The 20,773-nt window shown below is 63.4% G+C and carries 18 protein-coding genes; 11 read left to right on the forward strand and 7 right to left on the reverse strand.

Translation table 11 applies throughout. The features are described from left to right. Nucleotides 1–29: 29 nt before the first annotated feature. Nucleotides 30–1,916 carry a UvrD-helicase domain-containing protein gene (locus HWD99_RS01815; protein ID WP_241794528.1) on the reverse strand — a complete coding sequence of 629 codons (1,887 nt, stop codon included), beginning with the start codon at nucleotides 1,914–1,916 and terminating at the stop codon, nucleotides 30–32. Continuing rightward, nucleotides 1,913–3,844, reverse strand: a complete 1,932-nt coding sequence (locus HWD99_RS01820; protein ID WP_241794529.1) for an ATP-dependent endonuclease — start codon at nucleotides 3,842–3,844, stop codon at nucleotides 1,913–1,915. The genes HWD99_RS01815 and HWD99_RS01820 overlap by 4 nt, the downstream gene beginning before the upstream one ends. A 214-nt stretch (nucleotides 3,845–4,058) precedes the next feature. Between HWD99_RS01820 and HWD99_RS01825 the strand changes: the two genes are divergently transcribed. After that, complete coding sequence (locus HWD99_RS01825; RefSeq protein ID WP_241794530.1) at nucleotides 4,059–4,307, forward strand: hypothetical protein; 249 nt, start codon at nucleotides 4,059–4,061, stop codon at nucleotides 4,305–4,307. Between the two features lie 31 nt (nucleotides 4,308–4,338). On the opposite strand, the gene HWD99_RS01830 is transcribed toward HWD99_RS01825, so the two are convergent. Beyond that, on the reverse strand, nucleotides 4,339–5,406 hold the full coding sequence (locus HWD99_RS01830) for a C45 family peptidase (protein ID WP_274617897.1): 1,068 nt from the start codon (nucleotides 5,404–5,406) through the stop codon (nucleotides 4,339–4,341). A 12-nt stretch (nucleotides 5,407–5,418) separates the two neighbouring features. Beyond that, on the reverse strand, nucleotides 5,419–6,744 hold the full coding sequence (locus tag HWD99_RS01835; protein ID WP_241794532.1) for an MFS transporter: 1,326 nt from the start codon (nucleotides 6,742–6,744) through the stop codon (nucleotides 5,419–5,421). A gap of 114 nt (nucleotides 6,745–6,858) precedes the next feature. Here HWD99_RS01835 and HWD99_RS01840 point away from each other — a divergent pair, with 114 nt between their 5' ends. Continuing rightward, nucleotides 6,859–7,737 carry a LysR family transcriptional regulator gene (locus tag HWD99_RS01840; protein WP_241794533.1) on the forward strand — a complete coding sequence of 293 codons (879 nt, stop codon included), beginning with the start codon at nucleotides 6,859–6,861 and terminating at the stop codon, nucleotides 7,735–7,737. A 28-nt stretch (nucleotides 7,738–7,765) separates the two neighbouring features. Here the strand turns inward: HWD99_RS01840 and HWD99_RS01845 are convergent, their stop codons facing one another. Beyond that, nucleotides 7,766–8,317 (reverse strand): hypothetical protein, encoded by a 552-nt coding sequence (locus tag HWD99_RS01845; RefSeq protein WP_241794534.1) that lies wholly within the window; start codon nucleotides 8,315–8,317, stop codon nucleotides 7,766–7,768. Between the two features lie 240 nt (nucleotides 8,318–8,557). Further along, entirely contained in the window at nucleotides 8,558–8,944 is a 387-nt protein-coding gene (locus HWD99_RS01850) for a hypothetical protein (protein ID WP_241794535.1), read from the reverse strand. A gap of 142 nt (nucleotides 8,945–9,086) precedes the next feature. On the opposite strand from HWD99_RS01850, the gene HWD99_RS01855 reads away from it, so the two are divergent. From HWD99_RS01855 to ccsB, 9 genes are all read left to right on the forward strand, one after another. Further along, nucleotides 9,087–9,782 (forward strand): TnsA-like heteromeric transposase endonuclease subunit, encoded by a 696-nt coding sequence (locus HWD99_RS01855; protein ID WP_241794536.1) that lies wholly within the window; start codon nucleotides 9,087–9,089, stop codon nucleotides 9,780–9,782. Nucleotides 9,783–9,806: 24 nt separating this feature from the next. Beyond that, complete coding sequence (locus HWD99_RS01860) at nucleotides 9,807–11,744, forward strand: Mu transposase C-terminal domain-containing protein (RefSeq protein ID WP_241794537.1); 1,938 nt, start codon at nucleotides 9,807–9,809, stop codon at nucleotides 11,742–11,744. A 27-nt stretch (nucleotides 11,745–11,771) separates the two neighbouring features. Then, a complete protein-coding gene (locus HWD99_RS01865) occupies nucleotides 11,772–12,833 on the forward strand; it encodes a TniB family NTP-binding protein (protein WP_241794538.1) in 1,062 nt (353 codons plus the stop codon). 823 nt (nucleotides 12,834–13,656) lie between these two features. Further along, entirely contained in the window at nucleotides 13,657–15,093 is a 1,437-nt protein-coding gene (locus HWD99_RS18750) for a zinc-ribbon domain-containing protein (protein WP_374205444.1), read from the forward strand. Between the two features lie 236 nt (nucleotides 15,094–15,329). Next, nucleotides 15,330–15,695 (forward strand): MerR family transcriptional regulator, encoded by a 366-nt coding sequence (locus HWD99_RS01870; protein WP_274617938.1) that lies wholly within the window; start codon nucleotides 15,330–15,332, stop codon nucleotides 15,693–15,695. 51 nt (nucleotides 15,696–15,746) lie between these two features. Next, entirely contained in the window at nucleotides 15,747–16,397 is a 651-nt protein-coding gene (locus HWD99_RS01875) for a TlpA disulfide reductase family protein (RefSeq protein ID WP_241794539.1), read from the forward strand. A 16-nt stretch (nucleotides 16,398–16,413) separates the two neighbouring features. Beyond that, nucleotides 16,414–17,190 carry a cytochrome c biogenesis CcdA family protein gene (locus tag HWD99_RS01880; protein WP_241794540.1) on the forward strand — a complete coding sequence of 259 codons (777 nt, stop codon included), beginning with the start codon at nucleotides 16,414–16,416 and terminating at the stop codon, nucleotides 17,188–17,190. Between the two features lie 28 nt (nucleotides 17,191–17,218). After that, complete coding sequence (locus HWD99_RS01885) at nucleotides 17,219–19,036, forward strand: cytochrome c biogenesis protein ResB (RefSeq protein ID WP_241794541.1); 1,818 nt, start codon at nucleotides 17,219–17,221, stop codon at nucleotides 19,034–19,036. 4 nt (nucleotides 19,037–19,040) lie between these two features. Then, nucleotides 19,041–20,030, forward strand: a complete 990-nt coding sequence (gene ccsB / locus HWD99_RS01890) for a c-type cytochrome biogenesis protein CcsB (protein ID WP_241794542.1) — start codon at nucleotides 19,041–19,043, stop codon at nucleotides 20,028–20,030. 21 nt (nucleotides 20,031–20,051) lie between these two features. Here the strand turns inward: ccsB and HWD99_RS01895 are convergent, their stop codons facing one another. After that, entirely contained in the window at nucleotides 20,052–20,639 is a 588-nt protein-coding gene (locus HWD99_RS01895) for a 2'-5' RNA ligase family protein (RefSeq protein ID WP_241794543.1), read from the reverse strand. Between the last annotated feature and the right edge of the window lie 134 nt (nucleotides 20,640–20,773).

Raw genomic sequence — 20,773 nt, forward strand, 5'->3', positions numbered from 1 at the left:
CTTCCTCTCTGGTGGCGGCACGCTACCGGTCAGTCCATCTCGAAGAATGGAACGCCAGCAGCTTCGAGCTCGTCGTAGAGTGCACGAATCTTCCACGGAGTGGCCCCGTCGTCGGAGCGGGTGAAGATCACGCGCTCGGCAGCTCGGGACACACCGACGAAGAAGGTCATCGTCGCCTCGATGGAGTCCTTTGTGTACGCCCACCACTGTTCATCGTCTAGGCCAACGATGAACACCGTGTGGTACTCCAGACCTTTGCTGCGGTGGATCGTCATGAGAGGGATCGCGCCATCATCCATGAACGTGTCAGCCACGTCGGCCCAGTTGGCGGTCGTTTTCAATGCCCATTCGAGCCGGAGACCGACGGCAGTGAGCTTGGTCTTAGCCTCATCGACGTTCTCAGCCAGCTTCCGACCGTTTCCGAGGAGCTCAAGACTAAGGAAGCTCGTGAAGCGGTCAAGAGTGCCGGCTGCGATCTCTGTTGCCGCCGTGCTTGCGGGCAGCGCCGTCTTTGTCTCCGAGAACCATCCGCGCAGGTCGGTGAGATAGTCGGAGAGCTGGTCCTCCCACGTCTCGCCAAGCGAAGCAGCGGGTAGGAGGGCTCGGAGGGTGGATGCGGTTCGCAACCACGCGTCAGGCTCGCCTCCTCTCGATGCGGCGAGCCGCAATGTGTCGATGAACAGCCGAGTGAGGTCGTCTCCGAGGAGGTCCTGCAGGCGGATTTTGTTGATGTCTGTGTCATCGTTGCGAACCCGGAGGTCCCGCTTCGTGAAGGCCTCCCGAATGCGGGGCTCGATGTCGGCAACCTGTTGGCGAGCAAGGATGGCGTAATCGGACGCCAGTCGGCCGGATTCGTCGATGTCGTCGCGCACCCAGTCGGCGATCTTCGCCGCCTCGGTGTCGGGGTCTGGGAACGACCAGACCTGTGCGGCAGAGTCTCCAGTCTTCGATATCACCTTCGACGCCTGTTTTGCGGCGTCGGGGGACAACAGCTTCGCGAAGCGGTGCTGCAAGTCGACGAGCGCCGGGGAGGAACGGTAGTTGGATGTGAGCGCGAAAGTCTCCGCCCGGAAGTCGTTCTCAAACTCTTTGAATGCGTCGCTGAGCGCACCCGCCCAGCCCATGATGCGCTGATTCCGGTCGCCAACTGCGGTGACCTGGGCGTCTGTACCCGCGAACACCTCACGCAGGAACGAATACTGCGCGAAGGTGGTGTCCTGGAACTCGTCGACGAATACGTACGGGTACGTCACTGCCAGTGCGCGTCTGAGGTGGGGGCTGGTCCGGATGATGAGGTCCGCGAGACGGTTCAGCATCACGAAATCCACGGTCGGCAGTTTCCTGTCGAGGTAACGGTACGACCACCATTCCTTGACGGCGAAAGCCTCGGCTGTTGTCGGTGTGAGCAGGTCGTCGTTCAGCGGTGCGGAACCGACATGCTTGGCGAGGAAGTCGTCCGCCTTGATGGCGTATACACCTGAGCGGAAGGCCGCGGGCGCAGAGGCTGCGACATCAGTAAGGAAGTCTTTGATGTCCCTGTTGCTCGCGAATTCGATGCGGTAATTTGCGAACGCCCACTCGACTGGCAGCACATTGGAGAACCGGTCGACAATCATCTTCGTGAATGCGTCAAACGTCATCGACACAAACCGGGAAGCGTGGTCAGGAAGCCGCTCCCGAACACGGTCACGTAGGTTCGTCGCAGCGGACCGCTTGAACGAGATCGCGAGGATCTGCTGCGGATGCGCGCACAGGCCCGTTTCGAGGAGGTAGCTGGCGCGTTGCGCGAGAAACTCTGACTTGCCCGCTCCGGGGCCAGCGGCCACAGACGCGGTTTCCGACTTCAGCGCCTCCCAGGCGGCCTCCTCGAGGTCATCGATGCCGTGTGGCCGCCAATCGGCTTCAGGGGTGCTCATAGGTCACCGATCTCCTTCCCGATGACGGTGATGAGCGACTTCAGTCCACCGTCGATGGCCTTGAGCTTCGACTTCGGGATGCTCGCCATTGCACGTACGTGCGTGCTGGGTTTCGACTGTGATAGGAACAGGTAGCGGTACCACCGCAACTCCGTCTTCTTGGCGTCGGAGTCCCAGAAGGTCATCTCGGGTCGCACATCCGCGGCGCCGAGCACAGAGTTGCGTGCGTCATGTGTTGATGGGCCACGCCCACCGTTCTTGACGCGGTAGTACGTCGGGAACTTTGCAGACAACGTCATGTCCAAGTCCAGCGGCGCAGAGAAGAAGACGTACCAGCTGCGAAGGTGCTTCATCCACTCATCCAGCCGCGCCTGGGTGAGATCTTTCAGGTCTGCAACGCTCGTCGCTTGGCCGGGCGCACCATCGAACGGGTCGTAGCCTTCGTCGAGAAGATTGTTGACGACGTCCTTGATGCGGTCCTCCCCGCCGCCAGCCCGCCCGTAGTCGAGGTCGAGCAGGGTCGCGTAAGGAATCTCCAAGCCTTCCAGCAGCCGCCAGAAGTACAGTGTGTGCCGGCCGCCGAGAGGGATGATGGACACGAAGGACTGGTCAATGTGGATTCCACGCGCAGCGGCGAGGATCGGGAGCACGACCTCCTCTGAATCCCCCTCGCCGAGGACGACAAACTTCGCGAAGTAAAGCTCTGGGTACGCGCGGACAGCTTGGCGGATGTACTTACCCTCCTCGGTCCCTCTTGGGGGGAGAGGGACCTTTCGCACAACCGTGGTCAGCGTCTTTTCGTCAAGCCGGAAGTGTCGGATCCTCTCCGGCGCAATCCGGCTCACCACGCTGGAGGAGTGGCTGGAAATCACTGCTTGCGCTCGTCCTCCCTTGGCAACTGCGAGGAGTTGTCGCACGACTCGAGAGAGGAAGAACGGGGAGAGGTTGTTCTCCGGTTCTTCCAGGATGAGGAGAGTGAGAACCGGTAGCGACGAGGGCTTCACATCGAAGGCATCGGCGTGAGTGCCGGCGACGATCCCCTCTTCAAGATCGAGTGATGCGGCGGTCAGCGCGATGTGCAGAAGCGAGCGCTGGCCGTCGCTGAGTTCGGCGGCGGGTCTGGAGCGACCAGTCACCGACGGCTCGAACAGCAACTCCGCGTTGGAGACGAGAACTCGAAGCTCACGATTGATGGGCTCGAAGGTCGGTGTCGCATCCGTTTTCATGCTGTGCAGTTGCTGCCACCGTCGGGTGATGACATCGGTGACGGAAAGCACGACCTTCTCGTCTTTGAACCGTTCGGACAGTTCGGTGGCTGCTGTGGCGAGGTGCGTTCGGAAGTCGGCCGACCATTCTGCTGCCCGCCACAGCCGGCCACGAAGGAATGCCGTGACTTCACGGGCGCCATCGCGAGAGGCAGGGACGTAGATTGCCTGGATCTTCTCGCGTGCGCTCTCCTCAAACCGGGCGGATCGACTCTCGTCGTCGTCATCAAAGGTGTAGACGATTCGTCGCTCGGTTTTGATGGTTCCGTTCGCGCCGCCCTCGTCCGTCCACGTGGAGGTGACAACGATGCGGAGTTTCAGATGCCCGTCTTCGTTTGCGGTCATGTGCCGGAAGAATTCGGGGACGGTCCGTTCGGGGTGAGCGTCGGGGTCATCGAGTTCGGGGAAGGCGAAGACCGCTTCGATTCGCAGGTCCCGTTGTGCGGGCGCCGTCGTCTCGTTCGCGGGAACGTGGAAGTCGCTCAGTCGCACCGAGCGTTGGTCGGCTACGACGCTGAAGAGTCGAAGAAGTGCTTGGTTCGCGGCGGTTTTTCCTGTGGCGTTTCCGCCGAGCAGTGCCGTGAGACGCTCACTGAAGCGGATGACTTCGGGATCGGGGCCGAAGCTCTGAAAGTTCGTGAGCGTGAGTCTTTCCAGAAACATCTTGCCTCTTTCCGCGGTGCCGTGATGGTCGCTTCATCGCCAGCGACATGTGACCCGCCATCGTCATAGGTTCAGCCTAGAGATAGGAAGAGCTCGCGTTCGAGAGAAGCCCTTCATAGGCGCAACCGTGGGCGTGTTGGTCCTCAATTCTGTAGCGGGGCCTCTTCCAAAGGAGGTTCCTCGATACCCCTGGTGTGTGTCGGAAAGGGGAACCATGCAACCGTTTGAACCCGGTATCCGAGCGGCGGTTATCGCGGTTGAACCGCGACTTCCTGAGATTCGGCTGGCGCAGGAATCCCATCCTGACCAGTGGCAGGCACTGCACCTTGAGTCTTTCTGGAACGGGGACGCCGCGCTTGTGCTGCTGAAGCCGCAAAACGTCCGTCCCACCGATATGACGGTCACGGCAGATGGCGCCTTGCAGGAGCACATGGGCGGTCTCGGAGTCGTCCGCGAAACCTAACCGATGCTCGATTTTGCTGGCTGCGTCGGGGTCATTCGGTCTCCGCCAGCGTGACCCAGTCGTGCTCCGATTCGGCTGGAGACCCGTCGAGAACGTCGATACGTGATGCTCGTGGGTCCATTCGCACAGTTGCGAGAGTGCGAACCCGCTGGCCGAACGAGGCTCCTGGATCCGCGCGGCACGACAATTTCGGCTCACCCGGGTCTGAATGCAGGAACGATGGGAGATCGTCAATGGTGGTAGGTCTACGCCACGACCGTGTCCGCTGACAGAGCAGATCCTGTCGCTCGTAGCTGTCGTCGCCGAACCGTCCGCGCCGTTCACCGCCTTGCAGCTCAGCACTCAAGTAGTGATTGGTGTGCACGACGACATCATGCTCATCGGCAGGAACGACCCTCACCCCGTTCGGGCTGAGCTCCACAGCGCACGCAGTGTGAGAGTCGATGACGGTCAGGTTGCTGGAGCTCGCTAGAGGGGCACTCTGAAGTAGGTCGATGGCATCGAACACCGACGCGGCGTTATCAAGCACACTCGCAATGAGTACATGGATTGGGACTCCGGAGGTGTGGTCGTCGACGCTGGAGAGGATGTTGAGGAACACACCGACGCCTGCGCTGTTCATCCCGATCTTCGCAAGAATGCCGTGTTCGCTGACTCCACGGTGGGAGAGTCGTCCGCCGAACACTGTCTGCGTGTGCCAGTACGCGCTCAGTTCGTCTTGCCAGTCCCACGTTTGGATCCCCAGCACGCGGTGCTCGTCGGCGAATGCAAGCGTGCTGCATTCGCCGCCGAACGTTACGCCTTGCTCTTGGGACATCAACAGCTCGGTGCGGGCGTTCAGTGCTGTGATCTTCCATGGGTCGAGCTCCGCGGCCGATGCGATGCCTTCAATCTCTTCGGCGTATCGCCGGTCCCACGACCTGACAGTCTGTAGTGCGGCCTCGGCATGCTCTCGCACCTCGGATTCTTTCATCCCGCCGAGCGCGAAGAGGTCCAAGTACTGGGTAAGCATGTCGGGAAGGGCAGAAGACACTACTCGACCACGTTGAAGTCCTCGCGAACGGGGATTGGATGAGGTGACAGTGACGTGCTGGCGCATGGGGGTCCCCTCTCAGGCCGTTGTGGGGTAAGTACTGGCGACCTCAGCGGAAGGTGCGCTCGCAGTGTCACGCCGTGCAATGACTCGCCCCAACAAGACGCATCCCGTCAGGGTCGCGATGAGGAGGGCCGCGTAGAACACCGCGACCGCCCAGGGATTGTTGCCGCTGGCGTTCAACACCCACTGAGCGATGAATGCCGTTGGCCCGCCGATGAGTGATGAACACAGTTGGTAGGAGAGGGAGATGCCGGAGTATCTGATCTGCGGAGGGAACGCGTATGCAAGAAAGCTGGCGAGGACGGCGAAGTAGGAGCAGATGCTCCCGAACGAAAGCCACAGGGTGAGAGTGATGAAGAGGAGATTCCCACTCGTGATTGCAGCGAAGTAGGGGACGATGAGCAGGATCCCGACGCCAAGGCCGACCGCCATGACCCTCGTACGTCCGAAACGCTGCGCCGCGTGACCAGCGAGGAGCTGCGTGAAGAACTGCACCACCGAAGCCCCGACAAGAACATTGAGGATCACCTGCCGGTCGAACCCAAGCGGCCCCGTCGCCCACGCGAGAAGGAACGTATTGGTGAAGTAGGCGTTTGCGATTGCCATGATGGAGGCGAGGATCGCGAGGATGAGGATCAGCGGAGCCTGAGTGAACACACGGATGGCTGGTGCCCGTTCAGTAGCGCCTGCCTGCTTCGTCTCCAGGAACTCTTCCGATTCCGTCACGCGCAAACGGAGGACGATGCCCACCACGACGAGTACAACCGAGAAGAGGAACGGCAAGCGCCATCCCCAGGCGAAGAAGTCCTCATCGGGGAGCATCCCAACGAGGAGGAAGGACCCCGTCGCCAAAAGCGATCCGACGGGAGAGCCCTGCTGCACCCAGGCTCCAGCGACGGTCTTGCGCTTCACGTCGGCGTGCTCAGTTGCGATGAGGACGGCTCCGCCCCACTCGCCTCCAACGGCGAGTCCTTGGGCCGCACGCAGAAGCACGAGCAGGATCGGGGCGAGGAGACCCACCTGCGCGTAGGTCGGAAGCAATCCGATGAGAGTGGTAGAGACACCCATCAGAAGCAGGGTGGCAAGGAGCACGTTCTTACGGCCGAACTTGTCGCCGAAATGCCCAAAGACGAACGCGCCGAGTGGGCGGGTGAGGAATCCGACCCAGAGCGTCGCGAATGACGCTAATAGTCCGGTGCCCGCGTCGACGTCCGGGAAGAACACGGGGCCGAAGACGAGTGCCGCCGCCGTGCCGAAGACGAAGAAGTCAAACCATTCCAGTGAGTTGCCTATGAACGCCCCGATAAGCGCGGTGCGCTCCTTCGATGATGTCTTTGCCATTTCTTCTCATCTCCCTTGACGAGCCCTGCGGTCTAACTGGCCGCCGGTCCATCGTCATCCTTCTGAGGCGTGCCGTCTAATGCCGATGTGTGTTCTTCGGCATAACCTGAGGGAATGGACATCGTTGACTATCAGTGTGTACAGGCCATCGGTCGTCATCAATCGTTGACCGCGGCTGCTCACGCCTTGCACATCACGCAGCCGGCTCTGACCAAACGGGTGCAGCGTATGGAAGCCCGCATCGGTGCGAAGCTGTTCCATCGTCGACCAACGGGAATGCAGTTGACGGCGGCGGGGGCCACGATGCTTGAACTGAGCAGTGTGATTCTCTCCCAGGTAGAACAGCTCAACGCGGTGATGGACGCTCGTCATGGCGGCCAGCCCAGACTCCGCGTCGCGTGCCCTTTCAGCACCGCCGAGCATGTCCTTGCTCCGTTCATTGCCCAGGCGCCTCCCGGCGTCTCCGATCTCGTGGTGATGCCGGCAGACTCCATTGACAAAGCCCTGGACAGCGAGGCTGATCTGGCCGTGTCAACTGTGATGCCGAGCGCGGGCCGACAGTGGACTATCGTTGCGGAGATCCCCATCATGGCCCAAGCTCGAGATCTTTCTGGTTGGTCGAGATCGCCCTCTCAGTTCGACCTCGAAGCTAGCAAGACGGAGGTCCTCCTTATCCCGCGGACAGGCGTCGGGATCGCCGTGCGGGGACAGGCGGCTCACCTTCTTCCTACCGCGGTGTTTCGTGAAGTAGTCTCAGGTTCCGTCGCGCAGGCACTTGCAGCCAGCGGCCAGGGTGTCGCTCTAGCCACCGAGTCGGTGCGTTTCGGTCTTCAAACGATGCGGGCTTGCGTCCAGGATCGGGCGCTGTCAATCGCTCTATACGCGTCCTGGGACCCAGGCCACTTCGCAGTTCGAGAGATCCGAGAGCTGGTCGACCAGCTTGCCGCATGGATGGCGGAGGATCCACCGTTCCCGATTGTCCATCGTTCATGATGACCTGCATCGACTACTGTCGGCGTAATCAGCCGAGTCGCGAGTCCGTCAGAACGAACGGCGTGATCTTCAGGTCGATGAGCTTCCGGATCTTCCATCGCTGCTTGGAGGTGATTGCGTCCTTATCGCGCACTCCGAACATCTTCAGGAGGAAGTCGTAGTCATTCCACCCATCCCCGAAGTTGTAGGCGTCGGGCGTGAACACCCCCTCCTCGTAGAGGAAGCTGAGCGCTGCGCGCGAGAAGAAGTTCGTATCCATCGTGATGGGGGAACCTGACTTCGCGGCATCTCGAACCAAAAGCAGCTTTCGGAAGACTGTGATCTGCCGGTTCAGATCCGTCCGACCGAAGTGATTGACGCACGTGCTGCCGATGGGGAACAGGGTGCGGCCGTTCGCGTCATTCGCGATTGTGTACATCCAGAGCAGGTTTGTCTGACCGCACACACACTCGCCTTCGCTCGTTGGGTGCTCTTCGACGGAGATTACTTCCCATTCGAGCAGAGCTGTCTTCCACCGGTCCGCCACTGACGCGTCAATGACCGCGTGCCGCAAGACCTGAAAGTTCGCTGTTGTCCCCATACATCCCCCTGACGCTCACGACTGTATCGCGACGGAAGGGGTGCGTACGCGAGATGCCGATTGCGCGCGCGAGGATCGGTCAGTGGGACTCGCGAGCCCTCTGTGGGAGAGCTGAAGCGCCGTCAGGACGGCTCTGGCAGGACCATCTTGGCTGGAATGGTTGCGCCGCCTAGCAGTGCCTGATTAAAATCCGCATACGACACGCCGGTTAGACGCGTCTAACGAGATCGGATTTTCATGTCACTTTTCGAGGTCCGGCCAGTGGGTGCTCTGCTGCCACTCGCGACTGCTCGCGATCCACAATCCGAGGGGCTCGCCAATCAGTTTCCGAAGCCGACTCACGTCCTCCAGCTGCATCACGACGCGTCCGTTCAGCATACGCAGCAGACGGTCGTAGGGGATGTCCACTTCGGCCGCGAGAGCCGTGATGGTGCGGATTTCCGAGGAAGGAAGGAACTCCTCGACCACGCCATAAGCGATCCGATGCTGCAGCTGGGATGCCTCCAGGTGGGCGACTTCCTGAGGGGTCCACGACGCATCAGGCTCGAGCCAATCGGTGTGCCTACGTCGCCCGAAATCGCGAGCCGGGAGCACGTAAGAGCGCGGCGTATATCGGGGATTAGACATGTCTAACAGCGTAGTCGGAGCTTTTGACTTACTTGTCTACTTCGCCGTAAGCGGCGAGGTAGCCCGGTAGGGTCGTCACCGCGACGGAAATGGAGCTCAGATGAATCTGGTGAGACGGGCAGCGAAAGGTGCTGCAGGGGACGTGGATCGCATCTCCTGGAGAGACGCCAAAGGTGTTCATACGACTCGTGTGAGCAACGAGCATCGGCTCAACGAGTTGATGCCGGAAGGGCGCGCTCGTATCGCGCCGAAGTACAAAGGGCAGCTCAACTACCAAGGCCATTACTGGTTCGAGGGAGTAAGGGGAATGGTCTGGCATGAGTCGATGGCGGAGTATTCCTGGCTCATGATGTTCGACCACATGCGAGCGGTGCGCGCGGTGTCCGCCCAGCCCTTCGTCTTAGGCTTCGCTGACGGCACGACCCACGTTCCCGACTATCTGATGCGCACCGCCGATGGGAGTCGAATCGTACTCGACGTCCATCTGCAGTCGATGACGTCTGAGCGCGACCGCCAGGCGTTCGCCTCAACACAGCGAGTGTGCAATGAGCTCGGGTGGGAATACGTGCTTGTCGACCAGCTGCCCGACGTGACGGCGTGGAACCTCGAAATGGTCTCTAGATACCGTCACCCGATGTTTAAACCGTCGTCGGATGTGCGTGCGCGGATACTGCGTTCCGCCTGCAACGCACCACGGTACGGCGCGCTGCGCCGAGCGTTAGAGACCGACAAGCCAGGCGAACACGTACCCGCACTGATGCACCTGATGTGGCATCGAGAACTACTCATCGACCTCGATGCCGTCTTCACCGATAACTCCGCAGTAACCGCAGTCTGACAACTACCGACAGGAGAGACAATCATGCCTAAGCCCCCCAGCATCGTGCTCGGACAGATCGTTCAGCTTGGCCGCGGCCAGTTCCGAGTCATGTCTTACGGAAAGGGATGTTTCCGGATCCGCGACGAACGAACCGGCGACGAAGAAGTCATCCACCATCTGGAGCTTGCTCGCGAGCTCCTTCCTGGGGAGTCGCTCCGTACGGAGGATGCAAAGCCCAAGCCTCCTTTGTTCAATCAGGTGAACTCCCTGGACGACACCGCGCGCATTCTTGCTGTCCATCTGCAGCAACTCCTCGACGAGGATGTGCCGGCCATCGGCCGCATGGCGGCAAAGGTCGAAGAACTCGAGGCGCTCGGGATCAAGATCTCGGAAGGTACCCTGAGGCGTCGTCTCCGGAGCTACCGCGCGCTCGGCGTGGTCGGGCTCAGCGACGGACGAAGCACAAAGCCCAAAAGGCCGCTGTCGCGCACGGACCGCGTCGTCGTGGAGATTCTCGGAGAGATGCTCAACGACCACCTCGGGCGTTCGACCATCACCTACAGCAAGATCCGATCTGACCTTCGCGACGAGCTGACCAAACGCTTCCCCGATGCGGAAGCCCGTCCGACCACGCCCTCGCTCAGCACAGTGATTCGACTCGTCAGGCTCCTCGCGGGCGACCAAAACCCCACGCATGAGGCTGCCCGCCGGGAGACAGACGCGCTGGTCCCGAAGCGGACCTTCCGACCGCGAGGCGTGACCGCGCCGGGCGATGAGTGCCAGGTGGACACGACCGTCTTCGACGCGCTCGTCCGTATGCCGGACGGCAAAGTTGAACGACCCCACCTGACGATCTTGCTCGACCGCAAGACCAGAAGCATCCTGTCGCACGCGTTCACCGTCGGCGCCCCGACGGGCTACGACCATGCGCTTCTGCTCGCGAACGCCTTGGTTCCGCGACGCTCTCGACCGTGGGCCAAAGACTACGAGTCGCTCCAGCTGCCGGAGATGCCATGGGCGAAGCACCTCACCACTGAACAGCGTGCGGGGTTCGACGCGCACCGGCCGTACATCTTCCCCCGCCGCATCCTCATCGACAACGGCCAAGACTACAGATCACTCGTCTTCCGCGCCGCGTGCGAGAGGTACGGGATCAGCATCACAGAGGCGCCCCCGCAGAGCCCGACGAGTAAAGCGCATGTCGAACGCAACTTCGCGACCATCAACACCAAGTTCACGCAGTACCTCCCGGGGTACGTGGGCGGAAACATCGCTAGTCGCGGACGGAAGGCCCAAAGCGACGCGGTCATGAGCCTGCGCGAACTTGACGACCTGTTCGAGAGGTGGACCGGAATCGTTTGGCAGAATCGCGAACACGGCGGGCTCCGAGACAACGACGATCCCAGTCTCCGTCACACGCCCAACACGATGTTCATGGCGTCAGTCGCTCTCACCGGACATTTCACCGTCGCCTTGCAAGAGGACGACTTCATCTCTCTCATGCCCTCGACCCGACGGGTGGTCCAAAGCGACGGCATCAGCCTCAACAGCCGTACGTACGACAGCCCGCACCTGATCCCGTATCGCAGGCGTCGCGACATCAACGGAGCGGCGCTTCAGGTCGAAGTCCATTTCGACCCCACCGACCACCACCAGGTGTGGGTGAGAGGCGAAGACAACGCGTGGATCACCTGCCGATGGACAGCGCTTCCTGGCATGCAGCGCCCCCTCGATTCTGAACTGATGCAGCGCGCAGCGGAGTACACCCGAGGGACGGTCACGTTCAGCGATGACAAGGCTGACGAGATCCTGGGGAGTCTCCGACGGGCCGTCGAGGACGAGACTGCGGAGCGTGAAAAGGAAGAGCGCGAGCGAGAGCGCGCCCTGCGTCGCAATGAGCTGCGTGCTGCGCGACGTGCCGAAGCGCCTGACGCCAACGAAGACGACGAAGACGACGGCTTCGAGATGGCCGTCGCCTGACCGGCCCCGACAGGAACGAGGAACAACATGTTCGCATCTCCTGCTTCCGAGACCGGGGACGTGCATTTCGACCGTCGAAGCGCGCTTGAGCGTCTGCTGGAAAACCACACACCGTCCGCGCCTGAAGACATCACCCGAGCCGTTTATGAGAAATGGAGTCCGGATCGCCAAGCAGAGTTCAATCTGCAGCGCGCCACCCGGATCGCTGCCGGTGTCGTCATCAAGACGCCTCAACTCGACGAACTGGACAAGGAAATCAGGATCGCGGAGGCGTTCGCAGGTCGCGACATCGGGCGCACAGGCGTCATCGTGAATGGCCCGCCGACCACAGGTAAGACGACTGCTGCCTTCCACGCGATGTCGAAAGCGTTCCGGCGGCACACGCTCCGCTACCCGGACTGGAAGCGCGACGGGCACATCCCCGTGGTGTTTGTCGAGGTCCCGCCGGGCACTACAGCGAAGGGCATCATGGGGCGCTTCCTACGCTTCCTCGAGATTCCTTTCATCGAGAAGATGACCCTCGAGGCGCGGACGCAGCTCGTCACTCAACAACTGCAACGGGCGCGCACCTCGCTCATCGTCATCGACGAGATGCAGAATCTTGCGCGGCTCAGCAACGGATCCTTCGAATCCGCGCAGGCAATCAAGAATCTCCTCAACTCCCTGAAGACGGTTCCGCTGTATGTGGGATTCAAGTTGGATGACCTGTTTTCCCACGATGATCTCGGAGCGCAGTTCGCGGCGAGGTCAACGATGATCCGGCTGGATCGGATGAAGTCCCGCAACGCTGAAGGGAAGAGGAACTGGAGAGGACTCATCCGAGCGTTCGAGACCCAGTTCGCTCTCTTCAGCCACCCGACAGGCACGCTGATCCCGTACGCCGACTACCTCTGGCTTCGCACAGGCGGGTCGATTAGTGCACTGTCGCGACTTCTCACCGTTGCCGCGCTTCACGTCGTCGATTCGGAGCCGGATGAGCAGGTCATCAGCGTCGAGCTGCTGAAGAGCATCAAGCTCGACGTCGAGACCGAGGCGCGCTACGACGAGATGGTGCAGTCGAACGGGAATGCGAAGAGCGATGCTGCCTGAGTATGAGGCGATGCCCGTACGGGTTCGGCCTGTGCCGTTCGAAACGGCTCTCAGTTACGCGGAGCGCCTGGGTAAGGCAAACAGTGTCGGGACGAAGGCCTGGAACGGTGGTCTGCGGCTCATCAAACGACAGGCAGACGGCGACCCTGAAGCAGTCGAGCGCGCTCTGGAGATCCTGGGGAGATTGCAACCAGGGCACTTCGCGCGCGAACGGGCTCTGCTGCCAGCCCATCAGGATGGGGTCACCTGCAACAAGTGCGCCACCGGGCTCAGCGGACGGGTCGGATGCCTGCTGTGCACGGGTGGCACTGTCGCCACGCAGCTCGACCACGACGGACCACGCGTCTGTCGCCGGCACATGCGATGGGTCGGCCCGGGCGCACGCGCGGCACAGCAGTATCGAGTGGGTGCAGAGGTGCTGCGAGCAGACCGGCAGTACCGGAAGCTCCGCGCGCAGGGGGCGCTCGACGCGCACCGGCTGGCGGAACTGCTCGGATGTGTCGACGCGTGGGCGGAAAGCGAACCTGCCGAAGCGCCGAACGCGGCGACGCGGTTTGTGATTGCGGTGACGATAGCCACGCGCCTACTGGCCATGCACGCGACATCTGTGACCGACGTGAAGGACCGCTACGAGGCACTGCATGACGCCATCAACGACATCACGGGTGACGGGGGATGCGCGGTCTTGGTCGACGGCATCTGGATGCTGCTTCGCGTGGCAGGTCACGGCGACGGGCCGCACGCATTCCTCGGATTCTCGACGGAGGGTGCTCCGGATTCTGAGAGCTACTTGGAGCAGCGTCGGACGTGTGCCTATCCTCAGATGCGCGACCGGCATCTCACGCAGTTTGTGGGCTCAGTGGCTCCCGGCACCCGGTACGAACGCGCGCGAAACTCGGGCGCCAAGAACCAGTACCTCTGCCACCTGAATCACCGTTTCACCGCGTCAACATCAGTCCTGCAGGAGTTTCGCGGGTCGGACGGATGCAGATACTGTGCGCGTCGTGCCCCTCTCGCTGGATTCAACACGCTGGCCGACACCCATCCGTGGATCGCTGTCGAATGGCACACAGATGTCGGGGGACATGCGCTTCCCACAGACGTTCTGTCAGGCTCGAGCAAACTCGTACGTTGGAGATGCCCGGTGGGCCACCTCTATGAACGAACGGTGGCGCTTCGCGTGCGCGGTCAAGGATGCAAGGAGTGCGCAGCGACTGCCGGAGACCAGTCCTTCGCTGTCACACATTCGACGGCAGCAGCCGAGTGGCATCGGACGCTCAACCTCGGCGTCACGCCGGCTGACGTGACCGCTGAGTCCACAACGTCGCGATGGTGGATATGCGCTGCGTCAGCGCATATCTACGAGATGTCACCGCAGTCACGCGCGAGGGGCGCAGGGTGTCGAAGATGCCGCCGAGGTGCTCGCCCCAGCCTCGCGGAGTCGCATCCCGCTGTCGCCGCACTGTGGCACAAGTCGCGAAACGCCGGGCTCATGCCGTCTGACGTCCTCGCATCATCGCCCCAACGCGTATGGTTCACCTGCGCCGCAGGTCACGATGTGGAAAGAGCCGTGACAGCATTCGTGCGACGCCCGGAATGTGACCGCTGCGCTCTGCTCGTGACATCCGCGGAGGAGTCGATGGCGTACACCCATCCCCGGCTCTCGGCCGAGTTCGACAGGCGACGGAATACTGGTCTCACCCCAGAGACCGTGAGCGCTTCGACGACAGTCGTGCTCTGGTGGCGATGCGCTCGCAAGCACCGGTGGGAGGCCTCGGGGAAGCGTCGAGTCGAGGGTGGCGGGCACTGCCTGGTGTGCACCAATCGACGTGTGGTCGTCGGCGAAAACGACATGGCGACGACGCATCCAGAGTTGGCGGCCCAACTCGATCCCGTTCTGAACTTCCCGGTGACAGCGCACAACATCGTTGCCGGAACCGCGAAGAGACTGGTGTGGAGATGCGAACGGAACCCAAAGCACGTTTGGGAAGCGACTGGCCAGCAGCGAACCCGAGGGCGAGGATGTTCCGGCTGCTCAGGACGACACGTCCTCGCAGGCATGAACGACATGGCCACGACGCACCCCGTTATCGCGGCTGACTTCGACGAACGCAACAACGGATCACTCAAACCACAGAACCTTCTCGCCACAACCTCGAAGTCGCTGCACTGGGTCTGTGTCCGCGGGCACCGCGCCCGCGAATCCGGACGAGTGCGCACGGCTCGTGGTGGATGCAAGGAGTGCCTGCGCTGCTCGTAACTCGAACTCAAGGAAATGGCGGCCCCGCAAGTGCGGGGCCGCCATTTCCTTGTCTGTCATCGGGGCGGTTGGGGGTAATCCGAGACGAGGTCAGCGTGCCGAATGCGACGTCCACTCCGGGCGGGTTTACAGCGGTGTAGAGATCCGTTCAACTTCGGTGACGCGACCGGGCGACGGTTGTTGGAAGAATCCCCGTGATCCCGCGGATCAACTAGTGCGCTTCTCGTTTAAGTGAGCTGACGATTGACATCGATCTGCCCACGAACGTCCTGCGGCACTGGGAGTCGGTCGGGCTGCTGCGTCCTGCTCGCGATGCGGCGGGGCGGCGCCGGTTCGGGCAGGACGACGTCGTGCGGGTCGCCGTGATCCAGCGCAGCAAGGCGGCGGGCATGAGCCTCGAGCAGATCGCCGTGCTTCTCGACGACGGCAGCGCCGGGCGCCACGAGGTGCTGCAGGGGCACCTCGACGATCTGGATCGGCGGATGGAGGAGATGAGGATGTCGCGCGCGATGACGGAGCACGCGATGCGGTGCCGCTCGCACGACATCTCGACGTGTCCGCGCTTCCGCGCCAGCGTGTCAGACGTCCTCTCGCGGCTGTGACGGGACCCCGCATCCGGCCCATGCATAGGAACCCCGCGTAAAATCAGAGCCGTGCCACGCGTCTCGACGATTCGTCCGAACCGCAGCGGCCGCTCCTCCCGCATCAGGCTCTCTCGCCGTGCGGTCGGTGTCGCGCTCGCCGCGGTGTTCGCCATCGGTTTGAGCGCCTGCGCGCCGGACGCGGTGAGCGATTCCTTCCTCTCCGGTGAGAACACCGGCTATGTCGCCGCGGACGGCGCGATCGTCGAGATCCCCGTCGACAAGCGCGAGCCGGTGGACGACTTCAGCGGCATCACCGAGAACGGCGAGCAGTTCGACAGCAGCGAGCTCGCCGGCAAGGTCACGGTCGTGAACTTCTGGTACGCGGGATGCGCTCCGTGCCGTCTCGAGGCCGAGGATCTCGAGAGCGTCTGGCAGGACCTGGGGGGCGACGACGTCGCGTTCCTGGGAATCAACACGCGCGATCAGGCCGACACTGCCAAGGCCTTCTCCGCGGAGTTCGACGTCACGTACCCGAGTCTCATCGACGTCGACACCGCCGAGGCGAAGCTCGCCTTCTCGTCGTCCGTGCCGATCCAGGCGACGCCGACGACGCTCGTGCTCGACAAGCAGGGTCGGGTGGCGGCACGCATCATCGGACCGATCGACGGCACCTCGATCCTCTCGACGCTCGTCAAGGACGCGCTCGCGGAGGACTCGTGAGTCCCTCTGGAGCGGCGTGAACCCCGAAGCGATCATCGGATCGGGAGCCCTGTGGCTCGCGATCCCGGTCGCGATGCTCGCCGGCCTCGTGTCCTTCCTGTCGCCCTGCGTCCTGCCGCTGGTCCCCGGTTATCTCGGGTTCATCGGGGGAGCGGTCGCGCCGCGGCGGGCGGTGGGCTCCACAGGCGGCGCCACGCCGTCGGTCGAGGCCCCCGCACGCAGTCGCCTCGTGGTGGGCGTGCTGCTGTTCATCCTCGGATTCACCCTGGTCTTCGTGCTGTACACGGTGCTCAGCGGGACCTTCGGAGTCTTCTTCCTCCGCTGGGGTGACCTGATCACCCGCATCCTCGGCGTCGTCATCATCCTCATGGGGCTCGTCTTCCTCGGGGCGTTCGGATTCGCGCAGCGCGAGTTCCGCTTCCACGTGGATTCGAAGGCGGGCGTCATCGGCGCTCCGCTCCTCGGGATCGCTCTCGGCATCGGCTGGGCGCCGTGCATGGGGCCGACGCTGGGCGCGATCATCGCCCTGTCCTTCAACGCGGGCGACCCCGTGCGTGCGGGCTTCCTCGGCCTCGCCTACTCGCTCGGTCTGGGCATCCCGTTCCTGCTCGTCGCACTCGGATTCGGCTGGGCGACCAAGACCATCGGTTTCCTGCGCCGTCACATCCGCGTCGTGAACATCATCGGCGGGGTCCTGCTGATCGTGCTCGGCGTCCTGATGGTCACCGGATTGTGGACCGACATCATGTCTCGACTGACGGCGGTGATCGGCAGTGTCCCCCTCCCGTTCTGATCAGACCAAGACGCATCGGAAGGATGACGTGAGCAGCACTACCGACAGGTCCAGCGATCCGCTCCGGCCGTCAGACCATGTCGACGGCGAGGAGTCGATCACCCAGCCCCGCCTCGGAGTCGTGGGCTGGCTGCGCTGGGGATGGCGCCAGCTGACGTCGATGCGCACCGCGCTCATCCTGCTGCTCGTACTCGCGATCGCGGCGATCCCCGGGTCGATCTTCCCGCAGCGGATGGCCGACCCGAACGGCGTCACGCAGTGGGAGCGGGACAACCCCGATCTGTTCCCGGTGCTCGATTCGCTGAAGCTCTTCGACGTGTACCTGTCGCCGTGGTTCTCGGCGATCTACCTGCTGCTCTTCGCCTCGCTGGTGGGCTGCGTCATTCCGCGCATCAAGCATCACGCCAAGGCCCTCCGTGCCCGTCCGCCGCGCACACCCGTTCGACTCACCCGACTCGCCGACTATCGTGCGGTCGACCGTTCGTCTGCGGACCCCACGGCGGATGCCGCCGCGTCCATCGACATCGCCGCGAAGCAGCTCAAGGCACTCGGGTACCGCGTCGAGCGCTATGACTCCGGCCGCACCTTCTCGGCGTCGGCGGAGCGCGGGTACTGGCGCGAGACCGGCAACCTGCTCTTCCACCTCGCTCTGGTGGGTGTGCTGATCACGATCGGTGTCGGGGGCGGGTTCGCCTACACGGGCCAGCGTGTGCTGGTCGAGGGGGAGACCTTCGCCAACACCCTGCTCGACTACGACTCGATGAACCGGGGGCGCTTCGTGGCCGACGACGCGCTCGCGCCCTACTCGATGCGCCTCGACACCTTCGACGTCACGTATCAGCCGTTCGGCGAGCCGGGATCGGGCCAGGCCGGCGACTTCTCGGCGAACGTCACGGTGCAGGAGAACGGCGAGGAGCGCACCGGCTCGGTCAAGGTCAACGAACCGCTCGCGGTGGCCGACGACGACGTGTTCCTGCTGGGCAACGGCTACGCGCCCACGATCACGGTGCGCGACCCCGACGGCGACGTCGTGTTCACGAACAGCACCCCGTTCCTCCCACAGGACAACAACATGACCTCTCTCGGGGTCATCAAGGTGCCCGACGGACTCGCGGAGCAGGTCGGTCTGGTCGGCTTCTTCTATCCGACGACCGGGGTTCTCGACACCGGAGCGTTCTTCTCGGCGTACGGCGATCTCACCAACCCCACGTTGACGCTCGACGTCTACACGGGCGACCTCGGCATCAATGAGGGCGTGCCGCGCTCGGTGTACGTGCTCGACACCACAGGGATGACCAAGGTGACCGGGCGTACGACCGACCTGGAATCGATCGAGCTCACGCCCGGGCAGACCGCTGATCTGCCGAACGGCCTCGGCACCGTGACGTTCGACGACGAGTCGCCGGCCGGTGCCACCGACCTGTCGCAGTCCGTCAAGCGGTTCGCCTCGCTGCAGATCCACCGCGACGAGTCCGGCGTGTGGGTGCTCGGCTTCGCGCTGCTCGCGCTCGGCGGTCTCATGCTCGCGCTGTTCGTGCCTCGTCGACGCGTCTGGATCAAGGCGACATCGGCAGACGGCGCCGTCGCACTCGAGTACGCAGGTCTCGCTCGCGGCGAGGACCCGACGCTCGCTGCCGCCGTCGACGATCTCGTCGCCGGCCACGCGCGCCTGCTCGACGCCGCCGGAGTCACGCAGGCCGTCGAGACCCCTGACGCCCCCGAGGCCGGACCGGAGCCAGCCGCAGAGGCAGAGCCGGCCGCAGACGCGGAGCCGGCCGCAGAGGCAGAGCCGGCCGCAGACGCAGAGACCGAGCGACCCGCATCCGACACCCCGAAAGTAGACTGACACCATGTTCGACCTCGAAGTGATCTCGCCCGTCCTCCTCTGGACGGCGATCGCGATCTACGCGGCGGCCTTCGTGGCCTACGCCTTCGACCTCGCTCGCCGTTCGCAGCTGTCCGCGGATGCTGCCGGTGTGCGCGAGTTCGAGCTGGTCGGCGCAGGGGCGCCCGCCCGCGGCGCCCGGAGCGGGAAGGGTGCCGCGACGGCATCCGGAACCGACGCCGCACCGCAGCGATTCGTGATGGCGCGCATCGGGACCTCGCTCACGATCCTCGCCTTCCTCTTCCATCTCGGTGCGACGCTGACCCGCGGCTTCGCTGCCGGTCGTGTGCCGTGGGCCAACCTCTACGAGTTCGCGATGATGGGCACGCTGCTCATCGTCGCCGTCTTCCTCGTGGTGCTCACCCGCATCGACCTGCGCTTCCTCGGCACGTTCATCACCGGGCTCGTCGTCGTGCTGCTGGGGCTCGCGGCGACGAACTTCTACGTCGACGTCTCACCGCTGATGGACCCGCTGAAGAGCGTGTGGCTCGTGATCCACGTCTTCGTCGCCTCGCTCGGCACCGCGTTCTTCGCTCTGGCCTTCTCCCTCTCGGTGATCCAGCTCATGCAGTCCCGCCGCGAGCGTCTGATCTCGGAGGGCGCCGAGAAGACCGGCCCCGGGTTCCTCCGCACGTTCCCCGGCTCCGACCGCCTCGAGAGCATGGCGTACCGGTTCACGATCATCGGCTTCATCCTGTGGACGTTCACGCTCATCGCGGGATCGATCTGGGCCTACTACGCGTGGAGCCGGTTCTGGGGCTTCGACGTCAAGGAGACCTGGACCTTCGTGATCTGGGTCCTCTACGCCGGGTACATCCACGCTCGTGCGACGCGCGGCTGGCGGGGAAACCCGTCGGCATGGCTGGCGATCGTCGGCTTCTCCGCCGTGATCTTCAACTTCACGATCGTGAACGTGTTCTTCAAGGGCCTGCACGCCTACTCCGGCCTCAGCTGATCCGGCGAGACCGCCGCGGTGTCAGAGCGCGCCGAGCGGAATGATCTCGGCGTGCTCGACGCCGCCCTCGTACCAGACGAACTCGGCCTGGAAGATCCGCTCCGACGGTCGTGAGCCGAGCGATCGTCGCGACTTGTGCGCGAGCTCGGTCCAGACCGCCGTGGTGAGCGTCTTCGCATAGATCAGCGAGAGGTGGAACGTCCATTCGGCGGTGGGGCGTTCGTCCAGGCGACGGAAGTCGGTGGCCTCGAGCGCGGTGCTCAGGCTCGAGTACGCCGACGTGAGCGAGGCGGTGCGTGCCAGGCGCACGATCACGACCTGCCACGGTGTCGGGAACGCATCGACGGCCTCGGCCATGACGTCGATGGGGCGCTGGCCGGCAGCCCATTCGCGCAGCACGGCGAGCAGCTGCTCACGCCTCTCCGGCTCGGCGAAACCGCGCAGGGTGACATGACCCGTGTGGGGGTGCGGCACGTCCGCGCGCCCCAGCGCCGCCGCCTGCTCCGAGCGGTAAACATCGGCGACCGCCGTGGTCGGACGCAGCACGAGGTACTGCTGCCCCTCGAGTGAGGCGAGCTGGGCAGGAGTGTCCATGAAGGGTCGACGCATGTCTCGACCTTATGTCCCTGCCGAGGCGGCGCGCCGGTATGCCGGTCCCGCGATAGCGGCGCGCCGACTTTCGCCGGGCACGGATTCGGACCGGAACAGGAGAAACGCCGCACATCGGGGGTGAGGTGCGGCGT

This window comes from Microbacterium sp. C5A9 (assembly GCF_022627955.1).
In the GTDB taxonomy this organism is placed as follows: Bacteria; Actinomycetota; Actinomycetes; order Actinomycetales; family Microbacteriaceae; genus Microbacterium.

What these genes read in the sequence shown, in the direction of transcription:
- HWD99_RS01860 (WP_241794537.1), top strand. Translation starts at nt 9,807, where the DNA reads ATGCCTAAGCCCCCCAGCATCGTGCTCGGACAGATCGTTCAGCTTGGC.
- HWD99_RS01830 (WP_274617897.1), bottom strand. Translation starts at nt 5,406, where the DNA reads ATGCGCCAGCACGTCACTGTCACCTCATCCAATCCCCGTTCGCGAGGA.
- HWD99_RS01820 (WP_241794529.1), bottom strand. Translation starts at nt 3,844, where the DNA reads ATGTTTCTGGAAAGACTCACGCTCACGAACTTTCAGAGCTTCGGCCCC.
- HWD99_RS01840 (WP_241794533.1), top strand. Translation starts at nt 6,859, where the DNA reads ATGGACATCGTTGACTATCAGTGTGTACAGGCCATCGGTCGTCATCAA.
- HWD99_RS01865 (WP_241794538.1), top strand. Translation starts at nt 11,772, where the DNA reads ATGTTCGCATCTCCTGCTTCCGAGACCGGGGACGTGCATTTCGACCGT.
- HWD99_RS01825 (WP_241794530.1), top strand. Translation starts at nt 4,059, where the DNA reads ATGCAACCGTTTGAACCCGGTATCCGAGCGGCGGTTATCGCGGTTGAA.
- HWD99_RS18750 (WP_374205444.1), top strand. Translation starts at nt 13,657, where the DNA reads ATGCGCGACCGGCATCTCACGCAGTTTGTGGGCTCAGTGGCTCCCGGC.
- HWD99_RS01845 (WP_241794534.1), bottom strand. Translation starts at nt 8,317, where the DNA reads ATGGGGACAACAGCGAACTTTCAGGTCTTGCGGCACGCGGTCATTGAC.
- HWD99_RS01895 (WP_241794543.1), bottom strand. Translation starts at nt 20,639, where the DNA reads ATGCGTCGACCCTTCATGGACACTCCTGCCCAGCTCGCCTCACTCGAG.
- HWD99_RS01835 (WP_241794532.1), bottom strand. Translation starts at nt 6,744, where the DNA reads ATGGCAAAGACATCATCGAAGGAGCGCACCGCGCTTATCGGGGCGTTC.
- HWD99_RS01850 (WP_241794535.1), bottom strand. Translation starts at nt 8,944, where the DNA reads ATGTCTAATCCCCGATATACGCCGCGCTCTTACGTGCTCCCGGCTCGC.
- HWD99_RS01815 (WP_241794528.1), bottom strand. Translation starts at nt 1,916, where the DNA reads ATGAGCACCCCTGAAGCCGATTGGCGGCCACACGGCATCGATGACCTC.
- ccsB (WP_241794542.1), top strand. Translation starts at nt 19,041, where the DNA reads ATGTTCGACCTCGAAGTGATCTCGCCCGTCCTCCTCTGGACGGCGATC.